This window comes from Clostridium saccharobutylicum DSM 13864 (assembly GCF_000473995.1).
Taxonomy (GTDB): domain Bacteria; phylum Bacillota; class Clostridia; order Clostridiales; family Clostridiaceae; genus Clostridium; species Clostridium saccharobutylicum.
In genome coordinates, this window is sequence record NC_022571.1 from 3,785,629 (window position 1) to 3,800,455 (window position 14,827).

The 14,827-nt window shown below is 28.0% G+C and carries 20 protein-coding genes and 2 pseudogenes; all 22 read right to left on the reverse strand.

The features are described from left to right. Positions 1-3: 3 nt before the first annotated feature. Positions 4-1,677: an MFS transporter gene (locus tag CLSA_RS16510; protein WP_022747544.1), complete on the reverse strand. Its 1,674-nt coding sequence runs from the start codon at positions 1,675-1,677 to the stop codon at positions 4-6. Positions 1,678-1,798: 121 nt separating this feature from the next. Beyond that, the gene (locus tag CLSA_RS16515; RefSeq protein WP_041716307.1) at positions 1,799-2,326 is read right to left on the reverse strand and encodes a PadR family transcriptional regulator; all 528 of its coding nucleotides are present in this window, start codon (positions 2,324-2,326) and stop codon (positions 1,799-1,801) included. A 196-nt stretch (positions 2,327-2,522) separates the two neighbouring features. After that, positions 2,523-3,137 (reverse strand): DUF3267 domain-containing protein, encoded by a 615-nt coding sequence (locus CLSA_RS16520; protein WP_022747546.1) that lies wholly within the window; start codon positions 3,135-3,137, stop codon positions 2,523-2,525. A 35-nt stretch (positions 3,138-3,172) separates the two neighbouring features. Beyond that, entirely contained in the window at positions 3,173-3,613 is a 441-nt protein-coding gene (locus CLSA_RS16525; RefSeq protein ID WP_022747547.1) for a helix-turn-helix domain-containing protein, read from the reverse strand. Positions 3,614-3,789: 176 nt separating this feature from the next. After that, on the reverse strand, positions 3,790-4,197 hold the full coding sequence (locus CLSA_RS16530; protein WP_335618180.1) for a PhzF family phenazine biosynthesis protein: 408 nt from the start codon (positions 4,195-4,197) through the stop codon (positions 3,790-3,792). Between the two features lie 16 nt (positions 4,198-4,213). Beyond that, positions 4,214-4,783: a histidine phosphatase family protein gene (locus CLSA_RS16535; protein WP_022747549.1), complete on the reverse strand. Its 570-nt coding sequence runs from the start codon at positions 4,781-4,783 to the stop codon at positions 4,214-4,216. Between the two features lie 64 nt (positions 4,784-4,847). Then, the gene (locus tag CLSA_RS16540) at positions 4,848-5,507 is read right to left on the reverse strand and encodes an AAA family ATPase (RefSeq protein WP_022747550.1); all 660 of its coding nucleotides are present in this window, start codon (positions 5,505-5,507) and stop codon (positions 4,848-4,850) included. Positions 5,508-5,822: 315 nt separating this feature from the next. Beyond that, positions 5,823-6,350, reverse strand: a complete 528-nt coding sequence (locus CLSA_RS16545; protein ID WP_022747552.1) for a hypothetical protein — start codon at positions 6,348-6,350, stop codon at positions 5,823-5,825. A gap of 53 nt (positions 6,351-6,403) precedes the next feature. After that, complete coding sequence (locus tag CLSA_RS16550) at positions 6,404-6,892, reverse strand: GNAT family N-acetyltransferase (RefSeq protein WP_022747553.1); 489 nt, start codon at positions 6,890-6,892, stop codon at positions 6,404-6,406. Position 6,893: 1 nt separating this feature from the next. After that, entirely contained in the window at positions 6,894-7,529 is a 636-nt protein-coding gene (locus tag CLSA_RS16555; RefSeq protein ID WP_022747554.1) for a class I SAM-dependent methyltransferase, read from the reverse strand. 236 nt (positions 7,530-7,765) lie between these two features. Continuing rightward, the gene (locus CLSA_RS16560; RefSeq protein WP_022747555.1) at positions 7,766-7,951 is read right to left on the reverse strand and encodes a DUF6440 family protein; all 186 of its coding nucleotides are present in this window, start codon (positions 7,949-7,951) and stop codon (positions 7,766-7,768) included. A 139-nt stretch (positions 7,952-8,090) separates the two neighbouring features. After that, positions 8,091-8,411: a TfoX/Sxy family protein gene (locus CLSA_RS16565; RefSeq protein ID WP_022747556.1), complete on the reverse strand. Its 321-nt coding sequence runs from the start codon at positions 8,409-8,411 to the stop codon at positions 8,091-8,093. 96 nt (positions 8,412-8,507) lie between these two features. Next, a pseudogene (locus CLSA_RS16570) lies at positions 8,508-8,693 on the reverse strand (VOC family protein); the annotation flags it as partial. A 140-nt stretch (positions 8,694-8,833) separates the two neighbouring features. Continuing rightward, complete coding sequence (locus tag CLSA_RS16575) at positions 8,834-9,058, reverse strand: VOC family protein (RefSeq protein WP_418235956.1); 225 nt, start codon at positions 9,056-9,058, stop codon at positions 8,834-8,836. A gap of 193 nt (positions 9,059-9,251) precedes the next feature. Next, positions 9,252-9,617 (reverse strand): hypothetical protein, encoded by a 366-nt coding sequence (locus CLSA_RS16580; RefSeq protein WP_196774160.1) that lies wholly within the window; start codon positions 9,615-9,617, stop codon positions 9,252-9,254. A gap of 58 nt (positions 9,618-9,675) precedes the next feature. After that, positions 9,676-10,953, reverse strand: coding sequence for a DUF5050 domain-containing protein (locus CLSA_RS22210; RefSeq protein ID WP_022747558.1), 1,278 nt, complete (start codon positions 10,951-10,953; stop codon positions 9,676-9,678). Between the two features lie 188 nt (positions 10,954-11,141). Further along, a complete protein-coding gene (locus CLSA_RS16590) occupies positions 11,142-11,861 on the reverse strand; it encodes a hypothetical protein (protein ID WP_022747559.1) in 720 nt (239 codons plus the stop codon). A 254-nt stretch (positions 11,862-12,115) separates the two neighbouring features. After that, a complete protein-coding gene (locus CLSA_RS16595) occupies positions 12,116-12,499 on the reverse strand; it encodes a VOC family protein (RefSeq protein ID WP_022747561.1) in 384 nt (127 codons plus the stop codon). Positions 12,500-12,548: 49 nt separating this feature from the next. Then, positions 12,549-12,740: pseudogene (locus CLSA_RS24490) on the reverse strand (TfoX/Sxy family DNA transformation protein); the annotation flags it as partial. A 61-nt stretch (positions 12,741-12,801) separates the two neighbouring features. Beyond that, positions 12,802-13,260, reverse strand: coding sequence for a hypothetical protein (locus CLSA_RS16600; RefSeq protein WP_022747565.1), 459 nt, complete (start codon positions 13,258-13,260; stop codon positions 12,802-12,804). A 185-nt stretch (positions 13,261-13,445) separates the two neighbouring features. Next, complete coding sequence (locus tag CLSA_RS16605) at positions 13,446-14,156, reverse strand: MBL fold metallo-hydrolase (RefSeq protein WP_022747570.1); 711 nt, start codon at positions 14,154-14,156, stop codon at positions 13,446-13,448. A gap of 93 nt (positions 14,157-14,249) precedes the next feature. Beyond that, a complete protein-coding gene (locus CLSA_RS16610) occupies positions 14,250-14,738 on the reverse strand; it encodes a hypothetical protein (RefSeq protein WP_022747575.1) in 489 nt (162 codons plus the stop codon). Positions 14,739-14,827: the final 89 nt, after the last annotated feature.

Here is a 14,827-nt window from a genome sequence, read left to right on the forward strand (position 1 = left end):
TCCTTAAGCATTACTTGTGTTTTTAACAAATGAATTATTTTCTATCTCAGAACTTCTCTTTTTATCACTGAATAATGCAAAAAGTATACCTGGTAAAAGAATTGCAGCACTCACTTTAAATGTAAAACTAAATGATTTAACAGTATGGGTCAAAAAAGTATCTTGAATATTAGGTACTATTTTTTGTATTTCTTTCTTTTGAGCTTCAAAACTTTCTTTGATTTTATTTTCATCCATTGCTGGAGATGAGGCTAGTACAGCAGTTTCTTTTTCATCAATTGTATTTAATATTTCTGAAAGACTAGCGTTTTTATTACTACCTGCTTTGATGGAAGAAATCATCTGTAGCTTAGCTTCGTCATCAAATACAGTGTCATTCTGTATTGTTTGCACGACAGAATCTCTAGCATCAGACATCTGGATAGTCATATTTGATGTAAATATAGTTAAAAATAAGGCAACTCCAAGTACAGTCCCAAGTGTTCTTGTCATATTATTTATTCCAGAAGCTATTCCTATTTTCTCTACAGGAACGTTAGCCATTATAGAACCTATTAGTGTTGCCATACTTAAGCCTGTACCAGAACCAGCAACAATTAATCTTAAAATAATATCTATATTTGAAGAATTTTGAGTAAGAGAACTATTTAAGTAACAAGAAATACAAAGTAAAAGAATCCCCAATGCACTAGTAACTCTGCTACCTAATCTTTTAGTCAAAATAGGCGCTAATAATGAAAAACACATTGAAGTTAAGGACATAGTTGAAATAATAAGTCCTGCTGACAGTTGACTTAATCCTTTAACCTGAATTAGGAAAAAAGATAACAAATAAGTACCAGACATCATACCAACTCCGATTAGGAATACAGTAATTGAGCCACTTGTAAATGGTACAGATTTAAATAAACTAAGTGGAACCATAGGCTCCTTAACTTTTCGTTCAATGATAATAAATAGTATAAGGGTTATAGCAGACACTGCAAAGAAAGAAAGAATGAAGCTTGAACTCCAGCCCCTTTCATTAGCCTTCATTAATGCGAAAGTTAAGCACAACATAGAAACTGAGATTGTTATAATTCCCCCAAAGTCTATACTTTTACTTGCAGTTGGATCATAAGATTCCTTTATGAATTTCATAGTTAATAGTATACAAATACAACCTATAGGTATATTAATAAAGAAAATATATCTCCAATTAAGAAATTGAGTTACTATACCACCAATTGATGGTCCACTTGCTGCAGCAAGACCAGAAAAAGCTCCCCAAAGTGCCATAATAGATCTTCTCTTTTCTGGTGGAAATATTTCAATAGAAAGAGGTGCTGCAATAGTCACAACAAAAGCTGCAGCTATCCCTTGAATTGTTCTAAATAATATAAGTGCTTGAAGAGAATCCGAAATACCACATAGTAGTGAAGATATAGTAAATACAGCTACTCCTGCGATAAACAGTTTTTTTCTACCAAATTGATCTGCCAATCTCGAAACAGTTATTAGAATAACTGCAGTAGCTAGATTATAGGAATTTACTACCCAAGAAATATGATCCATACTAGTACTAAAGTATTCAGCCATTTTAGGCAAGGTGATATTTACTACCGTTGTATCTAATAGTGCCATAAAAAATCCTAAAATAATGGCTATAAAAGAAATGTTTTGATGTTTTTTGTTCATAAGACAAACCTCCTAAATTATAATATCTTTTATATTAATGTATAATAAACTACTATAAAGTATAGTAGTTGGGCGAAAAAAATGTCTCCCAATATAAAGATTTATTAGAGACATTAAATTATTAGCTATAATAATTAAAAACTTTTTCAGACCACTTTTGTAAAACATTATAAAATTCGTTATATAAATCTAATATAAGAAATTCAGAACCAGGTTTTTCACCGTGCTGTTTTTCGTGATTATAAACTGAATCCACAAATGCTCTACGTTCTTCTGCCTTCTCTTTGAAATTTTTAAGATACTCTTTTCTTTTTTCTTCTGGTAAATTTTCTATATTAACTAGAAATGCATTAAATTCTAAATAAATATTTCCTATATGTTTTGAACTTTCTTCCATTAGTTCATTGAAATATAAATTTCCTTTTTCATTTAGTGAATATAGTGTTTTTTCTGGCATTTCACCTTCTTTAACAGTTCTTGAATTTAAATATCCATTATCACACAATTTAATTATATTCTTATAAATTGATGGATTACTGATTTTTAGCCACTTAGTAAGATTCCATATATCAAATTCTTTAACCATTTCATAGGCACTTTTCTCTTTGTGTTGCAAATAGCCAAGTATTATTAAATTTATTGAAGACAATTTAATCACCACCATTTATTATACTACTGTAAATTATAGTAGTATACAATATATCTGTCAATATAAAATTTGGTAAAGTTATTTTAAACTGAAAATTACAATTATAATTTACTGTTCTCTATTATCTTACTTTTTCTTTATATTCAATAAGTTTAAGTTACATATAATTCAATAATATTACGTTCATAATCTTAAATTACTTAAAATATGTTTCAGCTCCATTATTAACAATATATGATCCCTTTGGAACTTGAATTGCTACTAAACACATATTCAGACAGTCAACACATGAACCCATTGCATTTATTAAACATAGAAATATTGTAAATCCGTTTAACAATCCCAAAAAATTTATAATAAAGGGGAATACAACTGATAGCAAAATGAAAGGCATAATAGAAATAATTAAAAATCTGCTCTTTTGGATTTTTTGAGTAGTATAAACAAATCCCAAAAAGCCATTTATGCCCCAATATATTTGAGTTGATTTAAATACATTCGGTATAAAACAAGCATGAAAAAATTCATGTATAGTCATAAACAGAAAAATTATAAATCCATATATAAAAGTAAATAAATTTATTGTGAAAGTAATGTTGAAACCATACTCACTACTAAAAAGTTCTTTTAATGGCGGATATAAATAATAAGAAATAGACATAGAAATTATCCCATTTATAAACATGAAAGGTACTGATAGTAAAGTTGCTATGCTTAAATTAGAAGGTTCTTTTAGTTTTGTCCATCCCTCGGATATTAGTCTAATACCCAGTTCTTTATCCGTAGAAGGTATTTTTTTCAAATATCGCATTAATTAAAATCCTTTCGTTAAACATAATTAATTTCTTACATCTGAACTAGTCTTTTTCCCAACTCAAATGCCTTTTTGCAATCTTCTGGGAACACTTCTTTCCTACATTTTAATTTTTTATTAGCATCAAAAGCTGTTGAAACATATTTTGAATAATCATCAAATTGATATAATTCTTTAATATGATTTACAACTCCAGTTATCTTATTATCTATATACTCTACTAACTTATCTTGATTGGCACATTTATCATTACTAACCATCTTAATCAAATCAGATATTTCTCTTAAACTAAATCCATAATCTTTCATTTGAAGAATAAATTTAACTCTTAATACATCTTCCTCAGAATAAACTCTATAACCACTTTTATTCCTAGTTGTATTAGGTAGTAAATTTATATTTTCATAATATCGCAAAGTTTCTTTTCCTATGTTAAATAATTCTGCTAACTCTTTTCTGGTATATTTGTCCAAACTTCTTCTCCTTATTTATTAATCCAAAACTTAAAAGTTTATTCTAGTAAAAAAAATTCATCCATTTCACTCACCCCATCAAATATAAATTTATATATAGTTATTACCAATAAGCAGCTCGATAAATTATAATTAAATTTCCATTAACTACAAATAAGTTATAATGATTCAGTGCCTCAAATGTTAATATTTCCTTCAAAATAAAAAATAGCCTCGCCTGATATCTCTACTCTATCCCCTAAATCTCTACAATATAAAGTTCCACTTCTATCAGATAATTGACGTGCTACAAATTTATTTTTATTCAAAATCTTTTTCCAATATGGTATTAATGTACAATGTGATGAACCTGTTACTGGATCCTCACATATTACAGAATCTGGGATAAAGTATCTTGATACAAAATCAGTATCATTTCCTTTTGAAGTAACTATTATTCCAAATATATTTAGCTTTTTTAACTTTTCCATATCTGGATTTAGATTAATAATGTCTTCTTCTTTTTCAAGAATCGCCATGTAATCTCTTGATTTATATAACTCCAAAGGTTTCTTGCCTAATGCTTCTACTAATTCCTTTGTAATATCCTGAAAAACTTACTTATTTCATCAATAAATCGCTATCTATTTCTGTAATTGAAGTATTATCTGTTTTAAATTTTGTCATTTCATTAAAAGGTGTGTTAGTTAAATAACATTGTATACACATAATTACAGCACTATGCGTTACAATTACAACATCATCATTATTCTCATTAATAATCTTATGCATTGAAGTTAAAACACGCTGTAACATATCTTGATAAGCTTCCCCTTTGGGAGGTTTAGTATATCTTCGATTTATGTACCATTCATCATATTCTATTGGATATTTTTCTTTGACTTCTACCCATGATAATCCTTCCCATTCTCCAAGATTAATTTCCTCTAATCCTTCTATTGGTATATATTCTACATTAGTAACTTTACTCAAAATTTCTGCTGTTTTAATTGCTCTTTTTTGTGGACTTGAATAAATTTTTGAAAATTCATATTTATTTTCTAATACCGTATTACCCAATTCTTCTGCTTGTATTATGCCAGTATCATTAAGTTCAATATCACAACTTCCTTGTATTTTCCCCTTTATATTCCAATCTGTTTGTCCATGTCTTGTCAAATACAATTTCATAAATTACCTCCCACATATATTTAGTTATATAATATAGTTCAAATAATCTTACCGTCATATAACATTATTCAAACAGATACCCCATCATCTTTTCAGGGTTTTCTAAAAATTTTCTTGTTATCATATAATTATCTGTCTTTTTATAAGGAGTTTTCATAATTCCATCATCATCGATAACAAATATATCTGCATCTGGATATGCCATTAATATAGGTGAATGAGTCGCAATAATAAACTGTGATTTTTTCTTTACCAGTTCATTAATAATAGTAAGCATAGCCATTTGTTTTATTGGCGACAATGCTGCTTCTGGTTCATCTAAAATATATAGGCCATTTCCACCAAACCTATTAGTCATTAGTGTAATGAAACTTTCACGATGTGACATCTTATGTAATGATCTGCCTCCATAACTATCTACAACAGGAACCCCCTTAAGACTTCCTGAATCCAATCTTTCTATTTCGGTAGCTACATTATAAAAACTTTCTGCTCTTAGAAAAAATCCATCATTGGGCCGCTTCACACCTTTTACTATAGTAAGATACTTATATAAATCTGAATGCGTTTCATTTGATGAAAAACAAAAATTTCTTGTTCCCCCTTCTGCATTAAATCCACTATTAACAGCAATGGCTTCTAATAACGTTGATTTTCCACTTCCATTTTCACCAACAAAAAAAGTTACATTGCTTGATAAAGCTAAGCTATTTAAATTAGGCACATGAATGAAAATAACAAGTCCAAAATGCCATGATTATTTTCCATCAGGCAGGGAAACATATTGATCTCATAGCGGGCCTATTAGAACAATCTGCTGACGTAGCATGATGGAAAATAGGCTTGGCAGATGAACTTGTTATTTTTTTGATTGTGCCTTATTAACTACAGGTAAATCTTTAACATAGCTTTCTTCTTTATAAATTTCTTTTTTTAGACGAATTTCTTTTATGTATAGATTATTATATAACATTTATATATTACCTCATTATTTCATTAACTTTATCTATATTTATAATCTTAAGAAATAATATTGTTTTTATTTTCCACCAAAAAAACAGGCTGTAGGAATATAAAATAAATACGGTGCTGTAAATATAGCTAATGAAAGTGAAAGTTTTTTCTTCTGAGTATCATTAATATTTAACTTTTTCAAACATATCTTATAATTAAATAGATAAATACATAATGCAGTGATCACCACACAAACTGTCACCCATAACATAGAATACATGTTTTCAAAAGGATTATAGTTCACACCATATATAATATTACTCTCCCACCATTTGCCCAACTCAGAATTGCTATCAAAAATAATTACATTAGCAAGATACATTACTGCATCACCTATAAAATCAGCAATAAATCCAAAAATCCATACCTTTACAATCACAGATTTAATCTTCTTCTTAATATCCTCAATTTTCATACATTTCATTGTTAATGCTACAACAGTAAAATCTATTAAAAAATTTGCTGGCAAAACAACAATCCATGTGATTGGTATTAACAATAAAAACCATATAGGAAAAATTAAATTATAAAATTTTATTCCTCTTTTGTTCATTTTATCCCCCATTTCTATTAAAATTAATACGTTAATTAAAAGCTAAATCAGTATTACCTACACAAATCTAATTTCATATAAATTGAAGTATCCATTGGACTATTATTATATGATTGAGTTTCATAAAATCCGAATTTCTTATACAAATGTATAGCTCCTTCTAAGAAAGGTAGTGTATCTAAAAGCATGCTTCTATAACCAATTCTTTTAGCATCGTCAATAATAGTTTCAACCAGCTTGTTTGCAATCTTATGTCCCCTAAACTTAGGCTTAACATACAATCTCTTCATTTCACAGTTTTCATCATCTATTTTTCTTAACCCAATGCATCCTGCAACTTCATTTTCAACTTTTACTATATACAATCTGCCATATGGTAATCCATATTTATCTGATAAATGTTTAAGTTCAGAATCATAATTCTGCAATTTTAAATATTTTTCAAAATTAGAGTCATTTTTAATGAACATCTCTGTATATTCCAAAAATAATTCCTTAATTTCTCTGTCATTATCATAAGCAAGCTTAATTTCTGATTCCATATCATAAAATCCTTTCTGTAACAACTAACACACCTGCACAATGCGATATTTTAATGTACCTACAATCATATTTACCATTAAGGCTTTCCTCAATTTCTTCTGCTACAAAATAAACTTCGTCATTATCCCAAGAATCACTATATTTTTCTTTACTTTTCTCTAATTTATTTCTTGTTTCAAAAGAAACATCTCCTATTAATATCTTTCCGTTTGCATTTAGTAAAGAGGAAAGTGATTCTATAAATTTAATCTTTTCTTTATCTGTCAAATGATGAATAGCATATGTACTAATTATATAATCAAAATGCTTATTTTTAATTTCATCTGGTAATCCTTTAGAAAAATCACAATTTATTAATGTTGCATTAGGCATTTTCTGCTTTGCAATATCTATCATATTACTTGAAAAATCAATTCCTGTAATATTGCAACCAAAATTATATAATTGAGTTGTTAATATTCCAGTTCCAAATCCAATATCTAAAATATTACTCCCATCCTGTTCTCTTACTTGGTTATAAATATAATTTAATACATCTTTATAACCTGCAAATGGATACTCATTGTTTTCTTCGCTAATATTTACACTTTTGTCATAACCATCTGCCCATAAATCAAAACCTTTATTATCTAACATTTTATTAATCTCCTATTCATAAACATAAATTATTATTTATATTTCTAATTTGTATCTTAATTCAATCTTTTTGTTTTTATTTACCCAAATTCATTTTAAATTTTTATATACTTATTCATCCTCTAAGTACTAATGAATATTCAAAAAATACCATAAATTCAACTTCGAAGAATATGGTATTCTAAATATAATTTATATTTCATTTTGATTGGCGATACTTTTGTAATACAATAATACTATTTATTGTTTGATGTAATAATTGGTTTTCCATCTTCATTAAGCAATGGTGTTATCCCACCAACATATCCATCCCAACTAAATAAATAGTTTACTCCAGTTTCTTTGTCTACAATTATTTTACAGCCAGACCTATTCTCTTTAAAAGTAACACAAAATCTCTGTTCCGAATCCTTACCAAACATTACTTCCCCCCCTTTAATCATCAAATATATGCTTATTATAACATACTTTTCCAACTCAGCCTTATTCACTTTCCTTAATAGAATTTTTTAAGAATCTTAGCAATATAATATTTATCTACATACTTTCTATTAATAATCATTAATTTTTCTTTTTTACTTTTGGAGTAGGAAGTTCTTCATACATATTAGTAATCAGCTCATATAAGAATTCTTTATTATCAACATCATCAACCAAAAGCATTGGTTTTGCACCATCATAAGGCAACTCTTCAATTACATCTGACATCAATTGTCTACTTGACTTGGTTATCTTAACCAAAAAGCGATTATCATATATTCCGCCAAAAATCTTTCCTCGATAATATAAAATATATTCCCCCATCATTTTTCTATAAGAAACATCATCAAGTATATTCAATTGTTCAATAATAAAATCTAAATATTCTTGACTAGAAGCCATACCTTATCCCCCTCTAAAATCCCTCTTATTTATTAAGACATATTCAAAAAGCAGCAAGTCCATTTGCCAAAATTATTTTGGACTTGTTATTTTCTTTCATGCGCTAAATGAACCAATCTCAATAAGATTTCCTTCAGGATCTGCAATATAACATGTCCTTTGTCCCCAAGGTTCTGTTGTTGGTTCCATTACTGATTCTGCTCCTTTAGAAATGACATCTGCATATACTAAATCCACATCATTATATTTAGGAACACTTAAAGCTATTTCATAATGATCATTAGGCACATGAAAGAAAATAATAGACCAAAGATGCGATACATATTTGGTGTCAGACAAGGAAGTGAGTTTTGGTAATAGCGAGCCTATTGGCAAAACTTACTGACGTAGTATGACACAAAATAGGTAAGCATACTGGTCTATTATTTTTTTGATTGTGCCTTAATTTCAGTTGCATAATTAAATCGTTTATTTGTCATCTTTTCAAAATCATTTCTTCCATAAAACATGAAAAGTGTTCCATCTTTTTTCAACATTACGTTTGGTTCTTTTCCATCCCATTCTATTTCAAATCCAAGAACATCTTTATAAAAATTAACCATGGTTTTCATATTACTAACGAATATCCCAATACCATCTAATCTCATTTTAATCTCCCTTTCAAATTTTAATTTACCTACCACACTTTTATGATTTCGCTAAAGACTTCTTGTATATTTACTTCTCCTCTTTGCAAAATTCTTCATATCTTTTATCTAATACAACTTTAAACTTTTCATAATCTTTTCAGTTATATTTTAATAAATGTTGTATATTCCTCAATATATGAAATTTATCTAATTATCTCACCACAACAAGATCACCATCACAAAAACCTGTTGTTATATGCTTAACGCTAAAAAGTGGCAATTCCTTCAATTCATCTACTAATTCTTTCAGAATCATGTGTATTTCATTAAGCACATTTCTCCAATCACATTCATAGTCAACATTTAATTTAGGACATTCTCTTTCTTTAGGTATAAAATCTTCTTCACAAGCCCAATCATCATCTTCTGCATCATAAATCAAAGCCCCAATCAGCTCAATTCCATAAGGTTCAAATAATCCAAAATTTAAAGCTTCGATATTATCTGGTAATACTTCTTCATTATTTATTCTCAAAATCCATTCTTTAATAATTTTTTTAACTTTATCTCTTTCCAAAGCAAACACCTCATTCATCAAATGATAACTTATCTTCCTCTCCTACTAGCACTACTATTTATTCCACAACTACTTTATTGCTACCATCTAATTTCATTTTATAAGATTTATCAGACCAATTATTATAATATATCCATCCATCTGATACATCAGACAATCTGCTTGCCTCACTATTTAACTTAGTTCTATCAGTTCCATCAATAGTGATTTTATAAATATTTCCCCTTGTCTCATCAAGAGGAACTGGTATGCAAGTATGACCATCATAAGGATCATTACTGTAGTATATCCAATTTCCGTCCACCTGAATATCCCAGCTAATATCATCATTTAATTTTTTTTCATTTGTTCCATCAATACTAACCTTATATAACTTATAGTCATGATCAAAACTGCTAAAATAAATATTATTACCACTTAATTTTAAGAATTTCGCATAATGATCACTGATTTTTGTTCTGCTTGTGCCATCAGTGTTCATTTTAAATATACCTAAATTCTCATTGCTAACTGTATTACCAGTGGTAACAGAGCTTGTACCGCTGTAATATATGCAATCTTTATATATATTTATATTCTCAACCAACTGATCAGAAAGTTGAACTTTATTTTTTCCATCAATATCAACTTTATATAATCCACCCTTAACCACATTATTTTCAACCATTTCAGGTCCTAATGCATAATATATTGATCCTTTATAAAGGACAACATCAACAATATAATCATCACTTGTTAATTTAATTTTTTCATTATCTTTTATCTTGTATATGCCGGTGCTATTTATATAGTAAGTATAACCATCAGAAACTCCAATAATATCTCCATCTTTAACTTTAGATTTTCCATTACTTACTTCAGTTTCACCATCAATGTTATTACTTGATTTGCTATTTTGATCTTCAGAATTTGCAAGTTCATTACTTGTACCGGTTTCATCACTTGTCTTTTTAGCTTCTGAAGCAATATTTGATGAATTATTTTGTAATGATGTACTTTGTTCTGAACTATTTTGAGAATTTTGAACCCAAGCTCCATCTGAACCTAATGTATAGCTATCAATTGTAGTATCCTTAACCATAGCACCATCATTATCTAAGTAATACCACTTATCTCCATCCTGTATCCAGCCTGTTTTCATATATCCATTACTATCAAAATAATACCATTTTCCATTAATCTCTTTCCAACCTACTGACCATGAATCCCCTTCTGTATTCCACCATCCATTTGAATTCTGTTTCCACTCAGCATTTGCGCCTATTGGATTTAATATTAATATTGAATATACTGCCAACGAAATCTCTATAAATTTCAGTAACTTTACTCTTTTCATTTTTATTTTCTCACTTTCATTTTATTCTCCGTAATTATTTTCATCATATTCCATATTATAACATAAAATTATAATATCATTATTTAATTTCTAAAGAACATAAAATTCACACTTTCACTTTTTCTTTAAGAAGTAACTCTATCTCCATATTCCTACCTAATTTAACATGCTTTGAGCTTAAGCAATTTTCAATTTCTAGTAACTCTACTCTCAGAAATATAATTTTCTATAAATGAAAGAAACTCTTTTTTTCCTCTATCATTAATGATATATTCATAAGGTGATTTTCTCTTAGAATTTTTAACTTTTATATTTATAATAAACTTGTTTTTTTGATATTCAAAAATACTTATATTCTCAATATTTTCATATGGAATGATTTGATCATAAGGTATTATTTTTTTAGGAAATGAAAATGTAGAAATTGCAATACCACTTTCATAAAGATTTAAATAGTGATTTAATGAATAAGCTATAGGCAAATCAATCAATAATACTAATATGAAATATATTTCTACTAATTCAAAACTAGGATTATTAATTTTATTTAATAATGTAATCATAAAATATGTAATTATGCTTCCAACCCAGTAGCATTTTATTTTAATTGATTGTTTTTTTTCATTTAAATGTTTCTGCTTTATTATAAATGAAATAACATCTTTTCCTAAAATAAATATTCCTGATACATAAATAAGAAAATTAAATATATATCTAAAATTAAATACTTGCGCTAATATTATAATTAGAAAAAATCCAATTAAGTATAATAGATTAACTATTCCATATCTTAATTTATTTTTTCTTTTCTGTATTTCAGCTATTATCATACAACTGACAAACATTAATATAATTAAACATACCAAAACAATACCAATATCATATTTAGATGGCGTATACATATTCATTTATCTATCTCCTAACACACTTCTATACATTAATTTTTCTCGTATTGGGATAAAAAAATCGCAAGTTCAATTTCTTGAATAATGCGATATTTTTTTGATTGTGCCTTAAGCTGCTATTTATTTTACTTATAGAGATATTTTAATGCTCTATATAAGATGGATTGATTGATTTTAGATACTTGTCAATTGTTTTAACATCTAAGTTACCTTTTGTAACATTAAACTGTTCTCCATTAATATCAATTGAATTATCATTATACTGTTATCTCAATTTGATTTCCCTCTATACCAATTATGCAACTTTCATAATATCCATCGCCAGTAGTTCTTGGTCCACTAATCACTTCATATCCATCTTGTTTAAGTTGCTGTGTGAGTTCATCAACCTTTTCTTTACTTCCAACACTAAAAGCAATATGAACAAAACCAGTTCGTGCCAAAGTTTTATCTATATCGTCCATATTCGGTTTATTCATGATTTCCAAACGTGCCCCATCCTCAAATGTCAAAAAATAAGATTTAAAATTAGTATTTTTATTATGATATCCATTATTTGACTTTGCGTTCAAGTAAGAAATAAAGAATTTTTTTGTTTTTTCCAAGTCATTTACATACATTGCAACATGTTCAATTTTCATACCGTTTCCCCCTATAAATTTTGTGTTTTAGTTAAAATTATATAAATTACTATTTAGCTTTATTCCAATTATAAAAATATTTTAGCTTAGCTTTACATTCCTGTGGTAACTGTATTTTGTTAACACCTTAAATTGCACCTTCAAGTGCTAACAATCTATGGATACACGCAGAAACACATATTTCTTATATTTTAAGCCACGCCTATTCTTCACCAATATTTTTTAATTCATCGTAAATATATCTACTTTAGGCACAATCAAAAAAATAACAATTTGATGTGCCTAAAATCTCATTTTTCATTCTATTTAATAGCAATATATAGATAACAATGTGGCTTTCCATCTTTCGTATACTTACCAGGAACAGTGCTCTCATAATCCTCAGTAAAAGTCCTCTTTATATCACCTATTTTTTGCTCATGCCATACTTTTTCCCATGCTTTTCTTGTACATGCGCCTATTTCTCCATTTTCATCTTTTTCATCATATTTTTTGTATAAACCCTTACTGACCTTTATGTCCATTTCTTGAAAAAAGTCAGCACTTACAGACATCATAGTGAGATCATAATCCCCATTTTCATCACTAGAATAGTTACTATATTTTGAAATTGGCGAAATACCTTGTTGAAATATATGTTCACTATCAAACAAAAGTGGAAGTTTTCCACTTGCAATATCCTCCCACATTTCACTAATCATTTTTATGCCTTCGTTAGAATTATTAGTTCGCATTGTTACTTCTTTTAATTTATAAGCCATAATATTACTCCTCTTCTATTTCAATAGCTTCTCATTTTTTGTTATTTTTAAACCTTCATATTTCCTTAAAAGTTTTCTTTACCATCAATTCAATAACTCTGAATTCTAAACAATTTATATATCAGCCACAAATAAATTAGAATTTATTTGGGCACATAAAAAAAACTTCTCTTGTAATTTGTTAATTAGCAATTATACCCCTTTGCAATAATTTTTTTTAAGTTCTCTTTTAAATTATTGCTTTTATACTCTCCACCATGGAAACATATAATTTTTTCAATATCCAAATTAACAATTTTCTTTAGTGAATTTATTTCTTCTTCTTTATCTAACACAAATCTTTCATCAGCAATACTTAATACATCACCTTCTGAAACCAGCATATCTCCACTTATTAAAGTTTTCATTGGTTGAATATAAATAGAAATATGTCCTATCATATGCCCTGGCGTTTTAATAACTTTTACTCCATCACATATTATTTCATTATCTGTTACCTCTGAAGCAGAATCCAAATGCTCTACACTTTTTATCATTTGTATAAATCCATCATCTGCTCCCAATTTTTCCGCCTGCTCTAACCTAAGTGATTTCTTTTTTCCTAAAACATATGGAATTTGCTCTGCAGAACACTTCATCTTTACATATGGATATTTTTTTACAAGTTCCGCTGCTGCTCCCATATGGTCATGATCGTGGTGAGTTAAAATAACTTGTTTGAGGTTTCTCATATCCAACCCATGTTTCTCAAAAGCTTCTTCTATTACTGGCAAAAACTTAGGGTATCCTGTGTCAATTAAAATTAAATCCTCATTGTTTTTAATTACAACTGGATGAATATAAAATTTCATTTCTCCTATTTCAAATAATAATTTCAACGTTGTTAATTCAATCATTTCATTTCCTCCTTATATGATGAATCTTATGGTTATTTATCTATTAAAAAATCACACTTTCATTTATGAATAATGTGATTTTTAATCTATTACTTATTTTAGTGCACTTTCAATTTCAACATTTTTATTTTGAGCAATTGAAAGTTTTACTTTTCCATTAGCATTGTTTCCTACGAGCTTAAATCTATACTCTCCTTTTGCTAACTTTATTGTTTTATTTCCTTGATCTGCTCCTTCTAATATATCTTGTACTTCTTTTTCTGGGTTAACCAAAACCGCCTTAAAATCACCACTGTTAACTTTTGAATCATAATCTAATGTAATTTCCTCATCATCTTTTGATTTTAAAATCCAAATTGTATCAACACCAGAAAAACCACCATATTGAAATTCTATATCATCATCAGAATTATTACTAATATTATATGTTGTATGTGTGTGATTCTCAGATTTTTGTGCAATTTTTTCATTATCGGTATACATACTACTATATATATCTTTTTTATTATCACTTACTCCGCAACCGCTGATAGTACTAAGTAAAAATACTATACATATACCTAATACAAGTTTATTCTTCATATTCAAGTTTGGTCCTCCCTTGCAACCTATCCATATTATATAATTATGGTGTATAATCCCAATAAGACATCTGAAACTAAAATGGAGTG

Bases quoted from the DNA above. Each gene is read 5' to 3' on its own strand.
- CLSA_RS16555 (WP_022747554.1), bottom strand. From the start codon at position 7,529: ATGTTAGATAATAAAGGTTTTGATTTATGGGCAGATGGTTATGACAAA.
- CLSA_RS16545 (WP_022747552.1), bottom strand. From the start codon at position 6,350: ATGAACAAAAGAGGAATAAAATTTTATAATTTAATTTTTCCTATATGG.
- CLSA_RS16520 (WP_022747546.1), bottom strand. From the start codon at position 3,137: ATGCGATATTTGAAAAAAATACCTTCTACGGATAAAGAACTGGGTATT.
- CLSA_RS16560 (WP_022747555.1), bottom strand. From the start codon at position 7,951: ATGTTTGGTAAGGATTCGGAACAGAGATTTTGTGTTACTTTTAAAGAG.
- CLSA_RS22210 (WP_022747558.1), bottom strand. From the start codon at position 10,953: ATGAAAAGAGTAAAGTTACTGAAATTTATAGAGATTTCGTTGGCAGTA.
- CLSA_RS16575 (WP_418235956.1), bottom strand. From the start codon at position 9,058: ATGAGATTAGATGGTATTGGGATATTCGTTAGTAATATGAAAACCATG.
- CLSA_RS16600 (WP_022747565.1), bottom strand. From the start codon at position 13,260: ATGGCTTATAAATTAAAAGAAGTAACAATGCGAACTAATAATTCTAAC.
- CLSA_RS16610 (WP_022747575.1), bottom strand. From the start codon at position 14,738: ATGAAGAATAAACTTGTATTAGGTATATGTATAGTATTTTTACTTAGT.
- CLSA_RS16565 (WP_022747556.1), bottom strand. From the start codon at position 8,411: ATGGCTTCTAGTCAAGAATATTTAGATTTTATTATTGAACAATTGAAT.
- CLSA_RS16590 (WP_022747559.1), bottom strand. From the start codon at position 11,861: ATGAATATGTATACGCCATCTAAATATGATATTGGTATTGTTTTGGTA.
- CLSA_RS16595 (WP_022747561.1), bottom strand. From the start codon at position 12,499: ATGAAAATTGAACATGTTGCAATGTATGTAAATGACTTGGAAAAAACA.
- CLSA_RS16535 (WP_022747549.1), bottom strand. From the start codon at position 4,783: ATGAAATTGTATTTGACAAGACATGGACAAACAGATTGGAATATAAAG.
- CLSA_RS16605 (WP_022747570.1), bottom strand. From the start codon at position 14,156: ATGATTGAATTAACAACGTTGAAATTATTATTTGAAATAGGAGAAATG.
- CLSA_RS16550 (WP_022747553.1), bottom strand. From the start codon at position 6,892: ATGGAATCAGAAATTAAGCTTGCTTATGATAATGACAGAGAAATTAAG.
- CLSA_RS16510 (WP_022747544.1), bottom strand. From the start codon at position 1,677: ATGAACAAAAAACATCAAAACATTTCTTTTATAGCCATTATTTTAGGA.